Source organism: Williamsia sp. M5A3_1d (assembly GCF_053345315.1).
Window position 1 is genome coordinate 907,417 of the sequence record NZ_JBKEZX010000002.1, and the last position, 20,715, is coordinate 928,131.

At 67.8% G+C, this 20,715-nt stretch carries 21 protein-coding genes and 1 tRNA gene; 12 read left to right on the forward strand and 10 right to left on the reverse strand.

Features of this window, described 5'->3' with window-relative positions; translation table 11 throughout:
• Position 1: 1 nt before the first annotated feature.
• Positions 2-631 carry a cold-shock protein gene (locus tag ACLBW1_RS11835; protein WP_447812010.1) on the reverse strand — a complete coding sequence of 210 codons (630 nt, stop codon included), beginning with the start codon at positions 629-631 and terminating at the stop codon, positions 2-4.
• 143 nt (positions 632-774) lie between these two features.
• Between ACLBW1_RS11835 and ACLBW1_RS11840 the strand changes: the two genes are divergently transcribed.
• From ACLBW1_RS11840 to ACLBW1_RS11850, 3 genes are read left to right on the forward strand one after another with little or no spacing between them, the layout of a single operon-like run.
• Positions 775-2,268: an amidase gene (locus ACLBW1_RS11840; RefSeq protein ID WP_447812011.1), complete on the forward strand. Its 1,494-nt coding sequence runs from the start codon at positions 775-777 to the stop codon at positions 2,266-2,268.
• A 14-nt stretch (positions 2,269-2,282) separates the two neighbouring features.
• The gene (hypB, locus tag ACLBW1_RS11845; protein ID WP_447812174.1) at positions 2,283-3,080 is read left to right on the forward strand and encodes a hydrogenase nickel incorporation protein HypB; all 798 of its coding nucleotides are present in this window, start codon (positions 2,283-2,285) and stop codon (positions 3,078-3,080) included.
• A 10-nt stretch (positions 3,081-3,090) separates the two neighbouring features.
• The gene (locus ACLBW1_RS11850; RefSeq protein ID WP_447812012.1) at positions 3,091-3,951 is read left to right on the forward strand and encodes a Gfo/Idh/MocA family protein; all 861 of its coding nucleotides are present in this window, start codon (positions 3,091-3,093) and stop codon (positions 3,949-3,951) included.
• 130 nt (positions 3,952-4,081) lie between these two features.
• Here ACLBW1_RS11850 and ACLBW1_RS11855 read toward each other — a convergent pair whose 3' ends face one another.
• Entirely contained in the window at positions 4,082-4,384 is a 303-nt protein-coding gene (locus ACLBW1_RS11855; protein ID WP_447812013.1) for a hypothetical protein, read from the reverse strand.
• A 164-nt stretch (positions 4,385-4,548) separates the two neighbouring features.
• Between ACLBW1_RS11855 and ACLBW1_RS11860 the strand changes: the two genes are divergently transcribed.
• Positions 4,549-5,403, forward strand: a complete 855-nt coding sequence (locus ACLBW1_RS11860; RefSeq protein ID WP_447812014.1) for an MBL fold metallo-hydrolase — start codon at positions 4,549-4,551, stop codon at positions 5,401-5,403.
• A 28-nt stretch (positions 5,404-5,431) separates the two neighbouring features.
• On the opposite strand, the gene ACLBW1_RS11865 is transcribed toward ACLBW1_RS11860, so the two are convergent.
• Both ACLBW1_RS11865 and ACLBW1_RS11870 read right to left on the reverse strand, forming a co-directional pair.
• The gene (locus tag ACLBW1_RS11865) at positions 5,432-5,920 is read right to left on the reverse strand and encodes a RidA family protein (protein WP_447812015.1); all 489 of its coding nucleotides are present in this window, start codon (positions 5,918-5,920) and stop codon (positions 5,432-5,434) included.
• Positions 5,921-5,925: 5 nt separating this feature from the next.
• Positions 5,926-6,090, reverse strand: coding sequence for a hypothetical protein (locus ACLBW1_RS11870; RefSeq protein WP_188486393.1), 165 nt, complete (start codon positions 6,088-6,090; stop codon positions 5,926-5,928).
• 44 nt (positions 6,091-6,134) lie between these two features.
• Here ACLBW1_RS11870 and ACLBW1_RS11875 point away from each other — a divergent pair, with 44 nt between their 5' ends.
• Both ACLBW1_RS11875 and ACLBW1_RS11880 read left to right on the forward strand, forming a co-directional pair.
• On the forward strand, positions 6,135-7,190 hold the full coding sequence (locus tag ACLBW1_RS11875) for an ArsA family ATPase (protein ID WP_447812016.1): 1,056 nt from the start codon (positions 6,135-6,137) through the stop codon (positions 7,188-7,190).
• A complete protein-coding gene (locus ACLBW1_RS11880; protein ID WP_447812017.1) occupies positions 7,190-8,299 on the forward strand; it encodes an ArsA family ATPase in 1,110 nt (369 codons plus the stop codon). Before ACLBW1_RS11875 ends, ACLBW1_RS11880 begins: the two co-directional genes overlap by 1 nt.
• A gap of 27 nt (positions 8,300-8,326) precedes the next feature.
• Here ACLBW1_RS11880 and ACLBW1_RS11885 read toward each other — a convergent pair whose 3' ends face one another.
• Entirely contained in the window at positions 8,327-8,641 is a 315-nt protein-coding gene (locus ACLBW1_RS11885; protein ID WP_434216548.1) for a WhiB family transcriptional regulator, read from the reverse strand.
• Between the two features lie 216 nt (positions 8,642-8,857).
• Here ACLBW1_RS11885 and ACLBW1_RS11890 point away from each other — a divergent pair, with 216 nt between their 5' ends.
• A complete protein-coding gene (locus ACLBW1_RS11890) occupies positions 8,858-11,344 on the forward strand; it encodes a transglycosylase domain-containing protein (RefSeq protein WP_447812018.1) in 2,487 nt (828 codons plus the stop codon).
• 16 nt (positions 11,345-11,360) lie between these two features.
• Here the strand turns inward: ACLBW1_RS11890 and ACLBW1_RS11895 are convergent, their stop codons facing one another.
• Positions 11,361-11,834: a GatB/YqeY domain-containing protein gene (locus ACLBW1_RS11895; RefSeq protein WP_447812019.1), complete on the reverse strand. Its 474-nt coding sequence runs from the start codon at positions 11,832-11,834 to the stop codon at positions 11,361-11,363.
• Between the two features lie 82 nt (positions 11,835-11,916).
• On the opposite strand from ACLBW1_RS11895, the gene ACLBW1_RS11900 reads away from it, so the two are divergent.
• Positions 11,917-12,915, forward strand: coding sequence for a metallophosphoesterase (locus ACLBW1_RS11900; RefSeq protein WP_447812020.1), 999 nt, complete (start codon positions 11,917-11,919; stop codon positions 12,913-12,915).
• A 4-nt stretch (positions 12,916-12,919) separates the two neighbouring features.
• Here ACLBW1_RS11900 and ACLBW1_RS11905 read toward each other — a convergent pair whose 3' ends face one another.
• Positions 12,920-13,960 (reverse strand): ABC transporter permease, encoded by a 1,041-nt coding sequence (locus ACLBW1_RS11905; protein WP_447812021.1) that lies wholly within the window; start codon positions 13,958-13,960, stop codon positions 12,920-12,922.
• Positions 13,961-14,047: 87 nt separating this feature from the next.
• On the opposite strand from ACLBW1_RS11905, the gene ACLBW1_RS11910 reads away from it, so the two are divergent.
• The 3 genes from ACLBW1_RS11910 (at position 14,048) to ACLBW1_RS11920 (ending at position 16,194) form a co-directional block, all read left to right on the forward strand.
• Entirely contained in the window at positions 14,048-14,638 is a 591-nt protein-coding gene (locus tag ACLBW1_RS11910) for a TetR/AcrR family transcriptional regulator (RefSeq protein ID WP_447812022.1), read from the forward strand.
• Between the two features lie 52 nt (positions 14,639-14,690).
• Positions 14,691-14,764, forward strand: a tRNA-Pro gene (locus tag ACLBW1_RS11915).
• A gap of 701 nt (positions 14,765-15,465) precedes the next feature.
• On the forward strand, positions 15,466-16,194 hold the full coding sequence (locus tag ACLBW1_RS11920) for a hypothetical protein (protein WP_447812023.1): 729 nt from the start codon (positions 15,466-15,468) through the stop codon (positions 16,192-16,194).
• 615 nt (positions 16,195-16,809) lie between these two features.
• Here ACLBW1_RS11920 and ACLBW1_RS11925 read toward each other — a convergent pair.
• Positions 16,810-17,151, reverse strand: coding sequence for a class I SAM-dependent methyltransferase (locus ACLBW1_RS11925; protein ID WP_447812024.1), 342 nt, complete (start codon positions 17,149-17,151; stop codon positions 16,810-16,812).
• 11 nt (positions 17,152-17,162) lie between these two features.
• Here ACLBW1_RS11925 and ACLBW1_RS11930 point away from each other — a divergent pair, with 11 nt between their 5' ends.
• A complete protein-coding gene (locus ACLBW1_RS11930) occupies positions 17,163-17,537 on the forward strand; it encodes an SbtR family transcriptional regulator (RefSeq protein WP_447812025.1) in 375 nt (124 codons plus the stop codon).
• A 202-nt stretch (positions 17,538-17,739) separates the two neighbouring features.
• Here the strand turns inward: ACLBW1_RS11930 and ACLBW1_RS11935 are convergent, their stop codons facing one another.
• Together ACLBW1_RS11935 and ACLBW1_RS11940 are read right to left on the reverse strand one after the other, a co-directional pair.
• Positions 17,740-18,540 carry an SDR family NAD(P)-dependent oxidoreductase gene (locus tag ACLBW1_RS11935; protein WP_447812026.1) on the reverse strand — a complete coding sequence of 267 codons (801 nt, stop codon included), beginning with the start codon at positions 18,538-18,540 and terminating at the stop codon, positions 17,740-17,742.
• 7 nt (positions 18,541-18,547) lie between these two features.
• Positions 18,548-20,545, reverse strand: coding sequence for a fatty acid desaturase (locus ACLBW1_RS11940; RefSeq protein WP_447812027.1), 1,998 nt, complete (start codon positions 20,543-20,545; stop codon positions 18,548-18,550).
• Positions 20,546-20,715 lie beyond the last annotated feature (170 nt).

Sequence of the window (20,715 nt, forward strand, 5' to 3'; positions counted from 1 at the left end):
CTCATGTCGCGGGTGTCTCGATGACGTCGATGTCGCTGCCGCGGTAGGCGAACCCATCCTGCCGGGCCTCTTCCCATGCGAACTCGACGTGCGCTCCGGTCTCGAGCGTGCGGAACCCGCTCACCCCGCGTATCTCGCTGAAGTGCACCCACGCACCGCCCGGCGTCTCGGCCGAATCGACCACGCCCCAGCCCTCGTCGGGCTTCCAGGACCGGACCGTGCCGACGGTCCGCGGGAGCGGCGCGCGAGGCGGTGGCTCCGGGAGGTCGGCGGCGTTCATCTCTCGGGCTATCTGCGCACCATCGCCGCGCACGTCGCCGTCGGTCATCGTCCACAGCGACGTGCGGAAAGCACCCCTGGGGATCTCCGCGGGTGGGTCACATCGCGAAGGCCACACCGCGACCGCGCAGAAGTCGAACTCCTCGTCGCCGGCGGCCGGTTTCCACTCGAAACCGACCGATTCGCCCACCGGCAAGCCGATCGTGGAGAACCCGTCTTCGCCGGTCACCGACACTCCCTCCACCATCACGTCCCAGGACATGGCACGACAGCCGCCCGGCGTGTCGACGGATTCGATGACACCGAACTTGTTGTCGAAGTCCCACGATCGGACCGTTCCCTCACTGACCATGCCGAGACGGTACGGAGTCGCCCGCGCCGCGCACACCCGATTTTCCGCTGAGATCGTCCGAGCACGGGGTCACCTCCGGCATATGGCCGGCGGTGGTCGCGGAGACGGACGATCTCGGCGTCATCTCCACTAGGGTCGTCGGTGTGACACAGCCACGTGCCAGACGACGTTCGTCCGCCTCGACACCCGTCGATGACGCCTGGATCGGCACCGCTTCGGCCTTCGAGCTGGCCGAGGCCATCGCCGACGGTCGCACCACCTCGCGGCGGGTCGTGGAGTTCCATGTCGACACCCTGCGCTCCCGCGCCGAGTTCGGCGCGATCGCGCGCGACCGGTTCGACGCCGCGCTCGCCGAGGCCGACGCCGTCGACGCCGCCCGTACGAAGGCCGATCCCGCCCGCCCGCTGCTCGGGGTGCCCTGCACCATCAAGGAGTCGATCCCGGTCACCGGGATGCCGCACACCGCAGGCCTGTCGAGTCGCGCGGGCATCATCGCCGATGTCGATGCGATTGCGGTGCAACGGCTTCGCCGCGCGGGCGCGATCGTCGTCGGTGTCACCAACACCGCCGAACTGTGCCTGGGCATCGAGAGCACCAACAGCGTCTACGGCCGCACCTCGAATCCCTATGACGTGCGTCGGGTCTCGGGCGGATCATCGGGCGGTGAGGGGTCGGCCATCGGTGGCGGCGGCATCCCGTTCGGTGTCGGCGGCGACACCGGCGGCTCCATCCGTATCCCCTCGTTCTACTGCGGCGTCTTCGGCCACAAGCCGTCCCCCGGGCTGGTGCCCGCGAACGAATCGATCCCCTCGCTGTCGGGTGAGGAGGAGGTCGATCTCCTCGAGACGCTCGGACCCATGTCGCGCCGCGCATCCGACCTGATGCCGCTGCTGCGCATCCTCGCCGACGACGCCGACGGAACCCGCTGCGGCTCGGTCGATTCCGTCGACCTCGACGGTCTGCGCGTGGTGATCCCGACGAAATCGAGCTACCTGCGTCCGATGGACAGGTCGGTGCGCGACGCCCGCGACGCCGCCGGTCAGGCGCTCGCCGAGCGCGGCGCCGATGTCGTGTGGCAGCCGATGCCGGCCATGCGCCGCGTGATCGCGAGTTACCTGATGGAACTGCGCCGCCACGCCGGCACCTCGGTGATGAACCTCTTCGACTCCTTCGGCGAGACACCGAAACGGCACCTCACCCCGGCGGTGCTGCGCGCCAACAGTCTTCAGCTGCAGCTGGCGATGATCGGCGACCGCCTCCCAGAACTCCTGCCGCCGCCGGCGCGCAAGTTGATCGACAAGTTCGCCCGCGACCTGGCCGACGAGGTCGCCGGCGCCATCGGTGAGAACGGCGTGATGCTGCATCCGCCGCTGCCGCAACCCGCGCCGTTCCACCACGGCACGCTGGCCCGCCCCTGGCTGTTCGGCGGCGCGGCGATCTTCAACATGCTGGGGATGGCCGTCACCGAGGTGCCACTGGGATTCAGTCCCCGCAATCTGCCCGTCGGCGTGCAGGTCGCCTCGCAGCCCGGCAACGACAACGTCACCATCGCCATCGCACTCGAGCTCGAGAAGGCATTCGGCGGATGGGTTCCGCCGCACGCGGTCTCGACACGGTCGAACGCACCGGCCGAGTAGAGGCGCAGGCGGGCATGGGCAGGTTTCATCGACACGACGACGGTGTCGGGCACACGCACACCGACCACGACCACGACCACGACCACGACCACGGTGACATGTCCGGCTACGACACCGGTCGCGAGCGGGTCGACGTCCTCGACGCGATCTTCGGGGAGAACGATCACCGCGCCGACATCAACCGCGCCACGTTCGCCGCGGCCGGGGTGACCGCGGTGAACCTCATGAGCTCCCCCGGTTCGGGCAAGACGACCCTGCTCGAGGCGACTCTCGACGCCATCGCCGACGAGATGGCGGTCGGCATCATCGAGGGCGACATCGCCACCGATCTGGACGCCGCCCGCCTCGCGGGTCGCGGCGCGCAGGTGTCGCTGCTGAACACCTCCGAGGGGTTCGGCGGCGAATGCCATCTCGACGCCCCGATGGTGAACCGCGCGCTGCAGGGCCTCGACCTCGACGACCTCGATCTCGTGGTGATCGAGAACGTCGGGAACCTGGTGTGCCCGGCCGAGTTCGACGTCGGCGAACACCGACGCGCCATGGTGTGGTCGGTGACCGAGGGTGACGACAAACCACAGAAGTACCCGGTGATGTTCCGCAGCGTCGACGTGGTGGTGATCAACAAGATCGACCTGGTGCCGTACCTCGACATCGATCTCGACGACTACATCCGCGCCGTCCGCGAGGCCAACCCGTCCGCGGCGATCCTGCCGGTCAGCGCGAAGACCGGCGACGGCATGGACGCGTGGTTCGAGTGGTTGCGACGCTCCCGCGGGCCGGTGACGACAGGCCATCCCGGGCGACGGGCCTAGGCTCGTCGGCATGCGCATCGCCGTCGTCGGAGGCGGGCCCTGGGCTCGCGACACCCACATCCCCGCCCTCGCCGCCCATCCCGGCGTCACGCTGACCGGCGTGTGGACCCGACGTCCCGAGGCCGCGGCCGACCTCGACATCCCCCGTTTCGACAGCTTCGAGGCATTGCTCGGCGACAACGACGCGGTGTCGTTCGCCGTGCCCCCGCAGGCGCAGGCTCCGTTGGCGATCGAGGCCGCCCGCGCCGGGAAACACGTCATCCTCGACAAGCCCATCGCCGGCACCCTCGCCGATGCGCACGCGGTCGTCGAGGCCGTCACCGAGGCCGGGGTGCGGTCGATCGTGACGTTCACCCGACGCTTCGCCCCGGAGACCCGGGCGTTCCTCCACGCCGTCGACGCCGGGACCTTCACCGGCGGCCTCGGCGTGTGGCTGTCGGGCGCACTGCTCGGCGGTCGCTACTCGGCATCTCAGTGGCGGGCCGACGGCGGCGCTCTGCTCGACGTCGGTCCGCACGTGGTCGACCTCATGGACCGCGCCCTGGGCCCCGTTGTCGATGTCGAGGCGGCGTCGATCGACCGCGGCTCCGACGTCTGGTCGGTGTCACTGGTCCACGAATCCGGCGCCCGCACGGCGATGCAATTGTCGCTGCGGGTTCCGGCGCGACCCACCATCAGCCAGTTCCGCGTCCACGGCCCCGACGGTGTCGTGGAGCTGACCGACCGCAGCACGCCATCACCCGACTGCTTCGCCGTCCTGATCGACGAGTTCCTCGAGACCGTCGCCACCGGAGCCGATCACGACTGTGACGCGCGGCGTGGTCTGCACATCCAGGGCGTCCTCGACCGGATCGCGCACGCCGTCAACTGACCGACGGCGAACAACCCGGCAGACGGACGGGGTCTGCCGGGTTGTCCGGTGATCGACGGTGTTCGGGTGCGTCTGCGGGGGTGCGCACCCTCCCACCGTCGAGTTCTGGTGTCGCCCGCGGGCGAGCGGGTCAGCGGCGCACGAGCACCACGTGCACGAAGGTGCGGTCGAACGTGAACCCCCACTGGCCGCGCGCGACGTCGTACCGCGGCGTCACGTGCGCACCGCGATAGGTGAAGGGACGGTAGTTCGGGCGGTTGACGGTGACCACGCGCTGCTGCTGGGGTTGCTGCCGCTGCACCTGCTGCTGGGTGTGGGTGTTCGGCGCCACCGGCGCAGCGTTCGCGGTCCCGGCGGTCACGCCGAGGCCGAGCATGGCGGCACCGACGAATCCCGCGGCGATGGTGGATGTGGCTGCCTTCTTGATGTTCACTCTTCACTCCTGCTGTCCTGCGCCGAGTCCGACACGTGGGCGTGCGGACCATCTCCGCACACCTCGAAAACTAGGGACGCGAACTGGCAGGACCATTGCGCGCCACTGTCAGTGGGCTGTGAACGCACAGGTGCACCATGACCGGACCCGGTAGCGTTCGTGCCATGACCGCCCCAGCGCATCCCGCGTACGAGATCCGACGCCCCGTCACCGCGTTCGCCTCGGTGGTGCTGTGCGAGAACCCCGGGATGATGGAACTCGAGGGCACCAACACCTGGATCCTGCAGGCACCCGGGCGCACCGACTGTGTCGTCGTCGACCCCGGTCCCCGTGCCCATCGCAAGCACCTCAAGCGGGTCGCCGAGACCGGCGATGTCGCGCTGGTGCTCATCACCCACCGCCACGCCGATCACACCGACGCGATCAAGCGTTTCCACAAGATGACCGGCGCACCGGTACGCGCCCGCACCGATGCGCACTGCCGCGACGGCGCGATCCTCACCGACCGTGAGGTGATCGAGGCCGCCGGACTCCGGATCACCGTCTTGCTGACGCCGGGCCACACCGCGGATTCCACGAGCTTCCTCGTCGAACACCTCGCCAAGGGCGACCCCGCGAACACCGCAGCCACCGAACCCGTACGCGTCATCGGCCGCGCCATGATCACCGGCGACACGATCCTCGGTTCCGGCACCACGGTTCTCGACCCCAGCGACGGCACTCTGCGCGACTACCTCAACTCACTGAACCGACTCATCGTCGAGGGCGAGGGATGCGCGTTGCTCCCCGGACACGGCCCCGACCACCCGGACCTCATCCCGGTCGCACGGTTCTACAAGACCCACCGCGAGGAGCGGCTCGACCAGATCCGCGCCGCGCTCGCCGAACTGGAACTCACTCCCGCACAGGCCAAACCGATGAAGGTGGTGCGCAAGGTCTACCGCGACGTCGACAAGAAGCTCTGGCCCGCTGCACGCATGTCGGTCAAGGCCCAGCTGACCTATCTCCGCGAGGCCTGACCGGTCAGCTGTCGGCGACTCGCGCAGATCAGAGGTCTCCGACCTCGACGACGAGTTCGACCTCGACCGGGGCACCGAGCGGCAGTTCGGCGACACCGACCGCCGAACGGGCGTGGTGGCCTGCGGTGCCGAACACCTCGCCGAGGAGGTCCGACGCGCCGTTGAGCACGCCGGGCTGACCGGTGAACCCGGGCGCCGAGGCGACGAAGCCGGTCACCTTCACCACACGAACCACGGCATCGATCCCGACGAGTCCGTTGACGGCGGCGAGCGCATTGAGGGCGCACAGGCGTGCAGCGTCGCGGGCCTGCTCGGGCTTCACCACTCCCTCGGCACCCTCGGACACCTTGCCGTGCACGGTCAGCTCGCCGTCGGCCATCGGCAACTGACCCGAGGTGTAGACGTGGTTGCCGCTCCGCACCGCGGGGTAGTACACGCCGAGCGGCGCGACCACCTTGGGCAGCTCGATCCCGAGCTCGGCCAGGCGCGCGCTCCACGACCGCTGTGTGTCCGCCATCGCGCTCAGCCCTTCGGGCGCTTCAGGTACGCGACGTGCTGCTCGCCGGTCGGCCCGGGCAGCACGCTGACCAGCTCCCAGCCGTCGACACCCCAGGTGTCGAGGATCTGCTTGGTGGCGTGGGTCAGTAGCGGCACGGTGGCGTATTCCCACGCGGTCAGTTCACTCATGGCACTCACCCTATCGGCCCTCGCGGGGTGGATATGGTTGCTATGTGTCAGTTGAATCCGCCCAGGGTGCACCCCACGAGGGCCCCGACGCCTCACCCGGCCCCGCCGCCGGCTCCACGTGGCCCGCGTCCGCGCGTTCGGCCCGTCTGCACTTCGTGTCCGGCAAGGGCGGCACCGGCAAGACGACCGTGGCCGCGTCCCTCGCCCTCGCGCTTGCCGCCGGCGGCAAGAAGGTGTTGCTCGTCGAGTGCGAGGGCCGGCAGGGCATCGCGCAGCTCTTCGACATCCCGCCGCTGCCACCTACCGAGACCCGCGTGGCGACCGCCGAGGGCGGCGGCACGGTCACCGCGCTCGCCATCGACATCGAGCACGCCCTGCTCGAGTACCTCGACATGTTCTACAACCTCGGTTTCGCCGGACGCGCGATGCGACGCATCGGCGCGATCGACTTCGTGACCACCGTCGCGCCCGGCCTGCGTGACGTGCTGCTCACCGGCAAGATCAAGGAGTGCGTGGTGCGCACCGACAAGTCCGGTGCGCAGGTGTTCGACGCGGTCGTCGTCGACGCCCCGCCGACGGGCCGCATCGGCAACTTCCTCGACGTCACCACCGCGATGGCCGATCTCACCAAGACCGGGCCCATCCGCAATCAGAGCGACGGTGTCGCGAATCTGCTGCACTCCGAACTCACCGCGGTCCACCTGGTGACCCTGCTCGAGGCGATGCCGATCCAGGAGACCATCGAGGCGGTCAAGGAGCTGCGCGGCAAGAACCTGCCGGTGGGCGCGCTCATCATCAACCGCGTCGCACCGCCGCATCTGGCCGACGATCAGATCGACGCCGTCGCCGAGGGTGTCGTCGACGCACCGACGATCGCCGCCGAACTCGCCGCCGCGGGCCTCACCGTCACCGAGGCCGATCTGCAGGGGCTGCTCACCGAATCGATCGAACACGCCAGCCGGGTGCAGGCCCAGCAGGTGGCCAAGGCCGAACTCGACGAGGTGGACATCGCGACGGTCGAGATCCCCTCCTACGACGACGGTGTCGACCTCGGCGGGATCTACGAGATCTCCGCCCTTCTGGAACGGACGGGTGCCTGATGGTCGCTCAACTCGACATGGGAAAGGTGCTCGGGTCGCCCGACACCAAGGTCGTCATCTGCTGCGGCGCCGGCGGTGTCGGCAAGACGACCACCGCCGCGGCGATGGCGGTGCACGCCGCCGAGCAGGGGCGCCGCGTGGTGGTGCTCACCATCGACCCCGCGCGTCGTCTCGCGCAGTCGCTGGGGATGAGCGAGCTGACCAACGAGCCACAGCCGGTCGCCATCGACGGCCCCGGGGAACTCGATGCGATGATGCTCGACATGCGTCGCACGTTCGACGAGATGGTCACGCAGTACTCGACGCCCGACCGCGCCGAGGCGATCATGAACAACTCCTTCTACCAAACCGTGGCGACCTCGTTCTCCGGGACGCAGGAGTACATGGCGATGGAGAAGCTCGGGCAGCTGCTCGCGCTCGACAAGTGGGATCTCGTGGTGGTCGACACCCCGCCGTCGCGCAACGCGCTCGATTTCCTCGACGCGCCGGCGCGGCTCGGCACGTTCATGAGCGGGCGTCTGATGAAGATCCTCATGGGCGGCGGACGCGGCGTGGGTCGTGTCGTCACCGGTGTCGTCGGCCTCGCCATGCGTGGGGTGTCGACCATCGTCGGCGGCGACACCCTGCGTGACGTCTCGGCGTTCGTGCAGTCACTCGACGCGATGTTCGGCGGCTTCCAGGAGCGCGCCACCACCACCTACAACCTGCTCAAGCGCCCCGGCACCCAGTTCGTGGTCGTCGCCTCGGCCGAACCCGATGCGTTGCGCGAGGCGGCGTTCTTCGTCGACCGACTGTCGGAGGAGAAGATGCCGCTCGCGGGTCTCATCCTCAACCGCACGCACCCGAACCTGACGTCGATATCGGCCGACGCGGCGCGTACCGCGCTCGATCAGGTCGATGAGGGGATCACACGGGCAGTGCTGGCGATCCACGCCGAGCGCACCACCACGGGGCGTCGCGAGCTGAACCTGCTGCGGCGCTTCACCACGTCGCACCCGGGCGTGCCGATCGTCGGGGTGCCGTCGCTGCCGTTCGAGGTCGCCGACCGGAAGGCGCTGCGGGCGGTCGCCGAGCAGATCCTCGGCGGACCGGGCCGCGCGGCGTCGTAGTGACGCCGTAGGGAAGAAAGCGGGAGGTCAGACCGCGTCTGCGTGACGGCGGCGCTGGTTCTCGAAGAACTCGCCCCACGAGGTGACCTCGGGGTGCTGGCGCAGCAGTGCGCGCCGCTGACGCTCCGTCATGCCACCCCACACGCCGAACTCGACGCGGTTGTCGAGGGCGTCGGCTCCACATTCGAGCTGCACCGGGCAGTGACGGCAGATGGTGGCGGCCTTGCGCTGCGCCGCGCCGCGGACGAAGAGCTCGTCGGGGTTCCCACCCCGACACCTGGCCTGCGATACCCATGCGAGTCGAGCTTCGGTCTCTCCGGTGGTCACTGCCGCGTTCGCCATGGGGAACCCCTGTCGCTTCTAGAAATCGTTCGCGGGGCAAGCCCCGCCACTTTAGGACTCGAATGTTACGTGAGTCACATTCGGTACATCAATCTAGGTATTACCGAGACAGACAGTCAAGTCGAGGGGAACCGGCACAGTGGGACGGCCGTCCAAGCAGGGGTGTTGTGACGTCGACTCACGGGGGCAGCCCCACGCACCCCGTATCCTGTGGTCGTGTCCGAAACAACCCATCGCCCCCAGCGGTCGAAGGCCCTCTGGGTGCTGCTGGGCTGCTGCCTGCTCGCCGGTGTGCTCGTCGCCGCCCTGCTCTTCCCGTTCGCCGGCGGCTTCGGTCTGCTGACCAACAAGGCCGCGACCACGGTCGAGAACTCGTCGTCGGAGCTGCTCGACGGAACGGTCCCCGAGGTCACCACGATGACCGACTCGACCGGTCGTCCGATCGCCTATCTCTACGATCAGCGCCGCGTGCAGGTCGGCTACGACGACATCTCGCCCGACATGATCCGCGCGATCATCTCCATCGAGGACCGTCGCTTCCTCGAACACGACGGTGTCGACTGGAAGGGCACCATCCGCGCGTTCCTCAAGAACTCATCGTCGGGTGAGGTGCAGCAGGGCGCGTCGACGCTCGATCAGCAGTACATCAAGAACTACCAACTGCTCGTGCTCGCGCGCACCGAGGCCGATCGTCAGGCCGCCATTGCCACCACCCCCGCGCGCAAGCTGCGTGAGGTCCGCATGGCGTTGACCCTCGAGCAGACGCTGACCGATCAGGCCATGCGCGACAAGAACATCGACGAGGCCGCCGCCAAGCAGGAGGCGAAGAAGGAGATCGTCACCCGCTACCTCAACATCGTCCCGTTCGGCAACGGCGCGTACGGGATCGAGGCGGCGGCGCAGACCTACTTCGGCAAGTCGGCGAAGGAACTCGACGTCACCGAGTCGGCGATGCTCGCGGGCATGGTGCAGTCGAGTTCGGCGCTCAACCCCTACACCAACGAATCCGGTGTCACCGATCGTCGCAACACCGTGCTCGACACGATGAAGGAGAACTTCCCCGAGCGCGCAGCGGAATTCGAGGCCGACAAGGCCAAGCCGCTCGGTGTGCTCCCGCAGCCGCGGTCGCTGCCGCAGGGCTGCATCTCCTCGGGCGACAACGGGTTCTTCTGCGACTACGCGCTGCAATTCCTCGCCGAGAACGGCATCACCCGCGACGCCGCGCTACGCGGCGGCTACACGATCACCACCACGCTCGATCCGCAGGTGCAGGCCGCGACGAAGGCGTCGGTGCAGTCCGTCGCCGCACCCGATCTCACCGGTATCGCCAACGTGATGAACGTGATCCGTCCGGGCACCACCTCGCACGACCTGTTGGCCATGACCTCGAGCCGCAACTACGGGCTCGATCAGCGGCGGGATCAGACCGTGCAGCCGCAGCCGTTCTCGATGGTCGGCGACGGCGCCGGGTCGGTGTTCAAGATCTTCACCGTCGCCGCGGCGATGGAGAAGGGACTCGGGTCGTCGGCGTCGCTCGACGTGCCGAGCACCTACCAGGCCAAGGGGATGGGTTCCTCCGGTGGCGTCAACGGCTGCCCGGTGAACACCTACTGCGTGAAGAACGACGGCCGCTACCCGCGCACGATGTCGATCACCAACGCCCTCGCGCAGTCACCGAACACCGCGTTCGTGAAGCTGCTCAACGAGGTCGGTGTGCCCTCGGCGGTCGACATGGCCGTCAAGCTCGGGATGCGTTCCTACGCCCAGGCCGGCACCTCGGGCCAGGGCGACCTGAGCCTCGCCGACTACACCAAGCAGGGCAACTTCGGTTCGTTCACGTTGGGCCCCAACGCCGTCAACCCGCTCGAGCTGTCCAACGTCGCCGCGACGCTGGCGTCGCACGGCATGTGGTGCCCGCCCAACCCGATCAAGTCGATCACCCAGAAGAAGCGGGATCGCAACGGCAACAACGTGATCGGTGCGAACGGCCAGCCGGAGATGACCGCGGTCGCGTTCACCCCGCCCGCGTGCGAACAGGTCGTCGACCGCGGTCTGGCCGACACGCTGGCCAACGCTCTGTCGGCCGACGATCGTGGCGGCGGCACCTCGGCCGGCGCCGCACGCTCGGCCGGGTGGACGCTTCCGGTGTCGGGCAAGACGGGGACCACCGAGGCGCACCGCAGCTCGGCGTTCCTCGGGTTCACCAACAACTTCGCCGGCGCCAGCTACATCTACGGCGACACCACCAGCCCCGAGGACATCTGCTCCTCGCCGCTGCGCCAGTGCTTCGGCGGCGACCTGTACGGCGGTTACGAGCCCGCGCGTACCTGGTACAACGCGATCCTGCCGGTGGCGAACAAATTCGGGCCCACCGAGCTGCCGCCCACCGATCCGCAGTACGTGAACGGCAGCGAACGCGGTCGGGTGCCCAGCGTCATCGGTCTCACCGCGAGTGCGGCGACGCAGCGTCTGCAGGAGAACGGCTTCAAGGTCGACCAACAGACCACCACGAGCCCGGAGTCGGCGGGAACGGTGACCGGCACCGCGCCCACGGGCACCGCGATCCCCGGCACCACGGTGACGATCTACGTCAGCGACGGCCAGGGACGCGTATCGACACCGGCGCCCGATCGGGGCCCGCGCCTGCCACCGACCACCATCGACATCCCGGGTATCGGGCCGATCGTGATCCCGGGCGGCTGATCGCCGGGAGGTCGCCTCAGCCGAGCGCGGCGCGGACCGCGGTCGACAGTCGTTTGCCGTCGGCCCCACCCGCGGCGGCGGTCTGCACCTTCTTCATGACCTGACCCATCTGGCGCATGGTGGGGGCCTCCCCGGTCTCGGAGGCCACCGCGGCGATCGCGTCGGCGACGAGGGCGTCGATGCCTGCGTCGTCGAGCTGGGCCGGCAGGTAGCGCGAGATGATCTCCGCCTCGGCGCGTTCTTTCGCGGCCAGTTCGCCGCGACCGTTCTCGTCGTAGATCGATGCCGATTCGGCGCGCTTCTTGTTCTCGCGCAGCAACACCCCGGTGACCTGCTCGTCGGTGAGTGAGTGCGCCTCGGTGCCCGAGACCTCTTCGGCGCCGATCGCCGAGATGATCATGCGCAACGTCGCGGTGGTGTCGGTGTCGCGGGCTTTCATCGAGGCGGTGAGGTCGGCGCGGAGCTTCTGCTTGAGCGGGGAATCGGTCATGGGGCCACGGTAATCGCGATCGATGCCGCGCCTGAGGTCATTTATCTGGCCACCGGCGCGACACGATCGGTATCCTGGCCGGATGGTAGAGGTCGACTTCTCGCGGATCGGTGCCGGCGCGGCACGGCTCACGTCATTCCAGCAGGGCGCAGCGCTGGCCGCCGGTGCGGCCACCGCCGGCCTTGCGTACGCGACGCTCATCGAGCGCAACGCCTTCGCGCTGCGACATCGCACCCTCAACGTGCTCGAGCCCGGTTCGGGCACGCTGCGCGTGTTGCACATCAGCGACCTGCACATGCTGCCCGGTCAGCGCCTCAAGCAGGCGTGGGTCTCGGAGCTGGAGTCGCTCGAACCCGATCTCGTGATCAACACCGGCGACAACCTCGCCCACCCGCAGGCGGTGCCGTCGGTGATCCAGTCGCTCGGCGGGCTGCTGTCGCGGCCGGGCCTGTTCGTCTTCGGGTCGAACGACTACTTCGGGCCCACCCCGAAGAACCCGCTGAAGTACTTCAACAAGAACCACACGAAGTCGTTCGGCGAACCGCTGCCCTGGCAGGACCTGCGTGCGGCGTTCACCGAGCGCGGCTGGCTGGATGCGACCCACACGGTGCGCGAACTCGAGGTCGCCGGGGTCCGCGTGGCCGCGGCCGGTGTCGACGACCCGCATCTGCACCGCGACCGGTACGAGACCGTCGCGGGCCGCCCCAATCCGCTGGCCCACCTGCGGCTCGGACTCACCCACTCCCCCGAGCCCCGTGTGCTCGACAAGTTCGCCGACGACGGATACGACCTCGTGATGGCCGGACACACCCACGGCGGTCAGCTCTGCCTGCCGTTCTTCGGTGCGCTGGTCACCAACTGTGAACTCGACCGGTCACGCGTGAAGGGCCCTTCGAGTTGGGGTGCGTCGATGAAGCTGCACGTCAGCGCCGGACTCGGCACCTCGCCGTACGCGCCGTACCGCTTCTGCTGCCGTCCCGAGGCCACGCTGCTCACCCTCACCCCGGTCTCGCACGGCGACGCCTCCTACGACGAGGAGCAGTCGTTGCCGCCGTTGACCGCAGGCATGCGTCAGGGCTGAACGCTCACCGCACGGCTGTTCGTGTCGCGCGTGATTCGACGTCCCACTCCTCGTCGAGGATCTCTTCGACGGCGTCGCCGCTGCCGCGACCGCGCAGGGTGGCGATCGCGTAGAACGCCAGCCCGATCAGCAACCACACGCTGAGCACGGCGATGGGGTGTGCGGTCGCGTTGCCGTCGAAGAACTCGGTGTTGCGCAGCAGGGTTCCGGTCGCTCCCGGCGGAAGGTACTGGCCTATCGCGCCCCACGGCGCGGGTAGCAGCTCCGGCGAACTGGTGAGCCCCGACAGCGGGTTGCCGAGCACGATGAGCGCGAGCCCGGCGATCCCGAGACCGGCCGCACCGAGCAGTGTGCGGAGCCCGATGACGCCGAACGCGGTGGCCGCGATCCCCAGCATCGCGGCGGCGGCAGTGGGCCAGAATCGGCCGTCGAAGGTGCCGAGGACGAATCGCAGGATGGCCGTGAGCGCCAGACCGCCGACGCCGGCGAACACGACTGTGGTGATGACCAGGGGGCGGGGGCGACGGACGGTCATCATGATGACCAGTGCGCCGATCCATCCGCCGAGCGCCAACGGCAGTGCGCCGGCAGCCAATCCGACGCCCTTCGGGTCGCCACTGCCGAATCCGCGGACGTCGACCACGGTGCCGGTGATCCCGTTCTGCTGCGCGACCTGGTCGCCGAGAGTCTCGACGATGGTGGCCACCGAAGGGCTCCCCGCGGTGGTGACCAGGGTGCGAACACCGTTGGCGCCCATGATGAGCGCGCCGTCGAGATCCCGGTGCTCGATCGCCGATCGCGCGTCGGCCTCGGAGTCGGGACGCGAGAAGTCGAACACGCCCGGCTGAGCGGTGTCGATGGACCGCTCGATCCCGGGGGCGCTTGCCGCCGACGCGACCACCCCGATGCGGATGTCGTCGGGCTTCGCGTGGACACCGGGAAGGGCGAAGGCGAGCAGCAGGACCGACAGCGCTGCGGAGAGGGCCGCGGCGATGACGAATGTGCGGCGGGCGTGAGCGCGGACCGAGGTCGCTGTGGTGGCCATGGAATCCCCTTAGATACGGATCGTTTCCTACGGGCCGAATGTTAACCTCGACACGCGAGATACGCAACGTTTCTTATCGGAGGCGGGATGACGGCCACACGACGACGCGGCACCGAGCTCGACGACGCCATCTACCGGGCCGTGTTCGGCGAGATGGCCGAGCACGGTTATGCCGGCCTCACCTTCGAGGGTGTCGCGCGACGCGCCCAGACCAGCAAGCCGGTGCTCTATCGACGGTGGCCCCATCGGCTCGACATGGTGGTCGCCGCCCTGACCAGCACTGGCGACGACGTGATCCAGGCTGTCGACACCGGGTCCCTGGCCGGCGATGTCGAAGCGACACTGCATCTCGTCCTCGATCGCCTCGAATCGATGGGTCGATCCATCGCCCTCGGCGTGCTCGCCGACGCGGCCGCCGCACCGGGCACCGGGACTCTACGCATCCTGCAGACGAAGGGCATCGCGCTCAGCGACACGATCCTGGAACGAGCCCGCGAACGCGGCGACATCGGCCCGGGCCCGCTTCCCGAACGTGTCCGATCGCTGCCGTTCGACATGGCGCGATACGAGTTCCTGGTCAACGGCGATCTCACCACCGACGCCATCCACGACATCGTGACCACTGTGTTCTGCCCCCTGGTCGAAGTGCTCGCCGGCCGCCCTGACCAGCCGATTTAATCTGCCTTCCCACGAGGCGGTAGGCTGTACGAGGTTGTCCGCAAGGACGCCACGGGGTGTGGCGCAGCTTGGTAGCGTGCTTCGTTCGGGACGAAGAGGTCGTGGGTTCGAATCCCGCCACCCCGACGTGTTGGTTGAGACACAGAAGAGGCCCTGACCAGGGAAACCCGGTCAGGGCTTCCTCGCTTTGCGGACTGGTCGCCTTCAGATAGCGGCTTCTCGCGACACGAAGAGGTCAGGGGCGCGAATCCCGCCAACCCGAAGTGGTGGCCGAGGACGTGAATGAAGCTTTGACCAGTAGAAACCCGATCACGGCTTGTTGATGTGCAACTCGTCGCCATCGGCTGGTTTCCGCCAGTCCGCGCACAGTCCGCAGCAGCCGTACTCGGGGCGGTCGAACCGAGCCGTGAGCACCCCTGCTCGCCGACGCAACCGCATCGAGATCAACTAGAACAGGACTGCATGAACGGGCGCTCGACCGGGGTCGCCGTGCGGGCCGCAGCGTCGCCCAGGCGTTATGAGCAGCGTGGCCGCCGCTCGCAACTGGTCTGGCGCCCGCCGGCAGCCGCCGCATGCGACGACAGCAACCCGCCCACACCCACGTCGTCGACCTTGCCGGAACCTGCAGAGGTAACCGCTCGCCGTGCGGTCCGCACGGCGGGCGCGCAACCCGGGCAGGAGAGGTCGCTCCTCCCCGACACCTCAGGGTTCGATTGACGATCCGAAGATCGCTCAGTCTGCAGCGCACACCTTCGAGTAGGTGCGTCGATGGTTGAGCGAAACTCCGACCGAGGGCGGATCCCTTCGCGTAATTGCGAACGCTCTGGTTGGCACTATTTGCAAAAAATTTGCACTCGTTTGGTCCACTACGGCGAACCCGGACCTACCGGGCGTCGTCATCAAAGGAGAACAAACCAGTGCGCAAGATTCTGACCCGTACCGCCGCCGTGCTCGCTGCCACTGCCGCGCCGTTGTGCATCGCGACCGCCGCACCGGCATCGGCCGCCCCGACAGGCCCCATCACCTTGTCTGCGACCACCAGCGACGACGGCGCGTCGATCATCGTCACCTACACCAACACCCCGTTCACCGGCGGTTCCTGCAACACCAGGGTTCAGGGAGTCGGCGCCGGCGGCGAGCTGATTGTCCTGAACAATGCGCTTAGCCCATTCTCGGCGTTCACCAACATCACGATCTCGCCCAAGACCTCGAATCTGTATGCGATCACGTACTTCTGCCAGTCGACCGGCCCCAGTTCATCCAACGGCACCCCCTTCTTCATCAATGTCGACGGCGGACTCCCGGTGGCGACCGGGACACCCGGACCTACCGGACCTGCCGGACCGACCGGGCCGCAGGGACCCAAGGGCGACACGGGTGCGCAGGGTCCCGCAGGGCCACAGGGCAATGACGGACCGCAAGGTCCGAAGGGCGACAAGGGCGACAAGGGCGACACAGGCCCCCAGGGACCCAACGGTCAGACCGGACCACAAGGACCCCAGGGGCAGACAGGTCCGCAGGGACCCGTCGGCGGACGCACACCGTTCGGTAGCTGAATTTAGCCCGACAACAGGACCGCCCCAGCCAAACCTTTTACGGCCGGGGCGGTTCCCCTGTCGAAGCTCGGTCGCTACCTATCTGCCGACCAGTTGCTGGGGACTGGGAGGCTGCAATCTCGACAGGGTCCGCGTCTCACTGAAGGGCTCGAACAGTGTGGTCAGGCCAGAACCACCGGAGTCCCACATCACAGGTCTGATGAAGCATCGTCGGCCGCAATGGAGTGATGACGGATTCCTCGATCCGAGGGAACCTCCGCCAAAGATTTGTGGCTGGCCGCGCGAGCACCCTCTTCGACGGTGTCGTGTCGACCGCAGAGCATCAAGTGGGCTTCGTCGCGCGATCGCGTGAGCTTGGCGGCCCGCCTCAGCGACCCGGCCAGAACCGAGGAATCCCGGACCATCACGTCGTCGGATGCGCGCGACGAGGCGCCATTCGACGAGGCCCAACACAGGTCGCACTCGCAACTGGTCTTATCACGAGGCCGGAATGCACCCACCCGTATCGCGACACTGCGGCGCGGTTGACGCCACTCTCCTCACCTATCGCTCTACGTGTCGGCTCCGGTCGAAAGAGGTGACTTCTCGGCGCGCCCAGCTGTGCAACCGCCCGCACTATCGCTCGCGCATCGTCATCCTTGAGGTACATGAGAGCCCCTCGGTGATGAACAGAGTGGGGACGGACGAGTCGAACCCGGCCGATCTCAACTGCTCGGCCCACGACAACGTCGTCAGATCAGCCGAGATTCCGCGCAATCGTTGATCGTCGACACCCAGCCCGGCGGCTTTCAGTTCGGCCACATCTGATCGATCGATCTCGAACACGCTGATACCGTCGGAGAGCCAGTTCAGCCGATCCGCCCGGGTGTCGAGGCCGGCGCCCAGGATCACGATCTGTGTGATGTCATCCGACGCGCAAATTTCGCCACACCACCTGTCGAGGAGGTGAGTTCGCACCGACAGCAGCCATGGAGACGAACATCGAGGCCGCGCTTCAGGACTCGCAAGGACTGACCCGCGACCTTTCGCCGCGTGATGCTTTGCAGGAGTCGCTCATCCACCTCACCTGGCAGCTCCGTATCTGGCACGACCTGCCCTTCTCCATCGCCAGCGCGCAACGCGACCCCGCGTCTCCGGTCAACGACGCGTGTGACCCCCTGGCCACGCGGACAGCAGCCCTCCTCGGCGCAGCCAAGTCATCGGGCGACGTATCAGCGTCGATCACCGCCGACGAGGTCTTCGAGTTGGTCACCACCCTCTCGTGGGGCGTCGATCGCTTCCACGACGACGCGGCAACCGCACGCCGACGCGTGGTCGTCGCCACCGCCGGCATCTTCACCTGACCTAGGCATCCGCGACCGAATCAATGAACGTCACCACCGCGAGGCAGGCGGAATCAAGTTGTGCCGCTTCGCGTCCATCGCCGCTTGTCACAGCGCTCACCACACCACCGATCAAGACTCCTCGTCGGCTACGGCGCAGGGCACCGCGCCGGTCGAACCCGCACGACTGACGCCAGTCGTCCCGTCTGTGGCATCGACCCCGCTAAACGGACCGCTGCGGATCGTAGAGACCCAGGCGTTTCACGATCGCCAGGCTCGCAACTGGGGCACGGCGGTGAGCCGCGATCATCAGACGGAGCCGGATGGGAAATATGTCCTCGCGCCTATTGGTGCGGATGGCGGCGAGCACGTGGCGTGCGACGTCCTCGGGCTCGAGGGTCGGGAAGAAGCGCGACATCTTCGGGTACCACGCCATGTCGGCGTCGTTGCGTTCGAAGTAGCCGGTGTTGACCTCCGCCGGACAGACGAGTGACACGCCCACCCCGGACCGGGCGAGCTCATCCCGCAGGCTCAGCGACAGTCCGACCATCGCGTGCCTGCTGGCGGTGTACGGCGCCATATAGGGAAGCGGGAAGTAGCCGGCCGGGCTGGTGATGTTGACGATGTGGCCCTCACCGCGCGCTTCCATCGACGGGACGACACAACGCGTCGCTGCGACCGCCGCGGCGTACGGCAGATTGACCGCATGCCACACCTCGCGATAGTCCATGTCGGACAATGGCTTGAAGGTACCGGCACCCACGTTGTTGATGAGCACCTCGGGGGCGCCGAGGGAGGTGGTCACCCTGTCGACCATGTCCGCGATGGCGTCGGGATCGGTCAGGTCACACGCGAAAGGGTGCGCTCGCGGTCCGATCTCGGTCGCGGTCTGCTTCAACTTCTCGGCGCCCCGCGCGACGATCGCGACATGCGCGCCCGCGTCGGCGAGGGCGTGTGCGGTCGCAGCGCCGATGCCCATCGAAGCACCGGTGACCACCGCGACCCGTCCGTCGACACTTTTCATCGCCGCATCACCCGTCGTAGTCGACCGAGACCGACGTCGAGGTCGGCCGCGCCTGGCAGGTCAGGATGTAGCCCGCGGCCACCTGGCTCATGTCGAGCGCGAAGTTCTGGTCCATGGGAGCGTCACCGGACACCAACTTGGCCTTACAGGTGCCGCAGGCTCCACCCATGCAGGCGTAGGGCGCGTCCAGCCCCGCGCTCAGTGCGCCCTCGAGGACCGTGTCGCCCGGGGCCAGCTCCACGTCGCTGTCGGTACCGGACAGGGTGATGGTCGCGGTGGCGGCCGTTCCGCCACCGGATCCGCCCTGAGGCTCCGCACCACGGAAGAGTTCGATGTCGATGCGGTCGTCGTCGACTCCCCGTTCCACCAGATCCGAGTACAGCGCGGTCGTCATCTCCGGCGGTCCGCACAGGAACCATCGACCGACCGAAGCCGGGTCCTCACGCAGAAGTCGCGTCACGACATCGATGTCGATGCGCCCGGTCAGATCGGCCGGATGGTGTCGCTCGGCCGACCGGATGTGTACGACGCGGAGACGATCGGCGTATCGATACTCCAGGTCTCGCAGGTCGTCGAGGAACATCGTGGTGTCGGCGGACCGGTTGCCGTAGAACAGCGTGCACCGGCTCTCGGTCTGGATCTCCATGGTGGTGCGGATGATCGACAGGATCGGCGTGATCCCGCTGCCCGCGGCGACCGCGACCATGTGTCCACGCGCGAGCGGGTCCAGGTGCGGGCCGAAGTCACCGGTGGGCGTCATCACCTGGAGGGAGTCGCCGGCCGACAGCGACTCGACAGCGTGAGTGGAGAACACGCCACCGGCTACCCGCCGCACTCCGATCGCGATGGCGCCCGACACCGCGGAGGTGCACAGGGAATAGTTTCGCCGAATCTGTTTGCCGCCGAGCGTATGGCGGATGGTGATGTGTTGCCCGGCACGGAAGGCGAACTGCTCGCGGAGATCCTCGGGGACATCGAGGGTGATCTCGACGCTGTCCTCGGTGAGATGTCGGACCGACGCGACGTCGAGACTGTGGACCACCGACCGCGTTGCGGTGGAGCCGGCCGGCATCCGCACCGGCAGCAGCGGCGTGAGCTGACCGTTCAAACGCTTCCACTCGTCGTAGCTCGCGGCGTCCAGATCCCGACCGAACACCGTGGTGAGGGCGACATCGCGGTCGAGGTAGGCCTGCTCGTTCTTCCGCCACGCAGCGACGTAGCGGTAGAACGGGATCGACGGGTGGAGATGGTGGACGAGGTGGTAGTTCTGCGACAGCAGCAGCGGTGTCAGGATCCATTCGCCGCCCACCCTGTTCCGCGTTGCGCGATAGCGGTTCTCGCGCTGGGTCTCCTCGAGGTCGTGGTGGGGCAACCAGTCGAACCACCACGCGAGCACGAACATCGCGACGCGCTCGGGAATGAGATACACCAGCGCCAGCGTCCACAGGTGCCCCGTGGCGGTCGCGGCGACGATGCCGGCGACGGCGAGGGCGAACAACCCGAAGGTCTCCACCAGTTCCGCACGGGGGCGTCGTTTGACGTTCTTGAGGAGAAAACCGAGGTAGGGCAGGTCCATCAACGGGAACCGGAGCGGCAACTGCCACCACGCCGCGCCGCTGACGAAGTGGTCGGGATCGGAGCCCCCGTCGTTGGTGTTGCGGTGGTGCTCGATGTGGATGAACGAGAAGGACTTGAACGAGATCAGCGGCGAGACGAAGAACATCGCCACGCGCCCGAACGCCACGTTCACCCATCTGTGGGTACTGATCGAGTAGTGCGACGCATCGTGGAGAACGGTGAACAGCACGAAGATCGCCGCGGCGCTCAGCGCTGTCGTCACGACGCCGGGCAGGGTGTCGGTGAGGGCAGCCCATGTCGACGCGGCGAACGTGCCGATACCAAGCCCGAAGATCCCGACGACGGGCCACGACAGCGCCGGAACACGCTCACCGGAATCCGGGAGCGCACTCGGCGTGTCACCACGTGTCTCGACCATTGTCGCCATCGCCGCCACTCCTCTGTGATCGTGTTGGCGCAACGCTAGGCAGATGGCGCGGGCGCAACAAGGCCGGCACCGCACAGCCATATGTGCTCCGAGCACACATGCGCGGCCCTACCATCGCGGTCATGAGAGCAGATGCGGACATTCCTGTGCTGATCGCCGGTCCGAGCCCT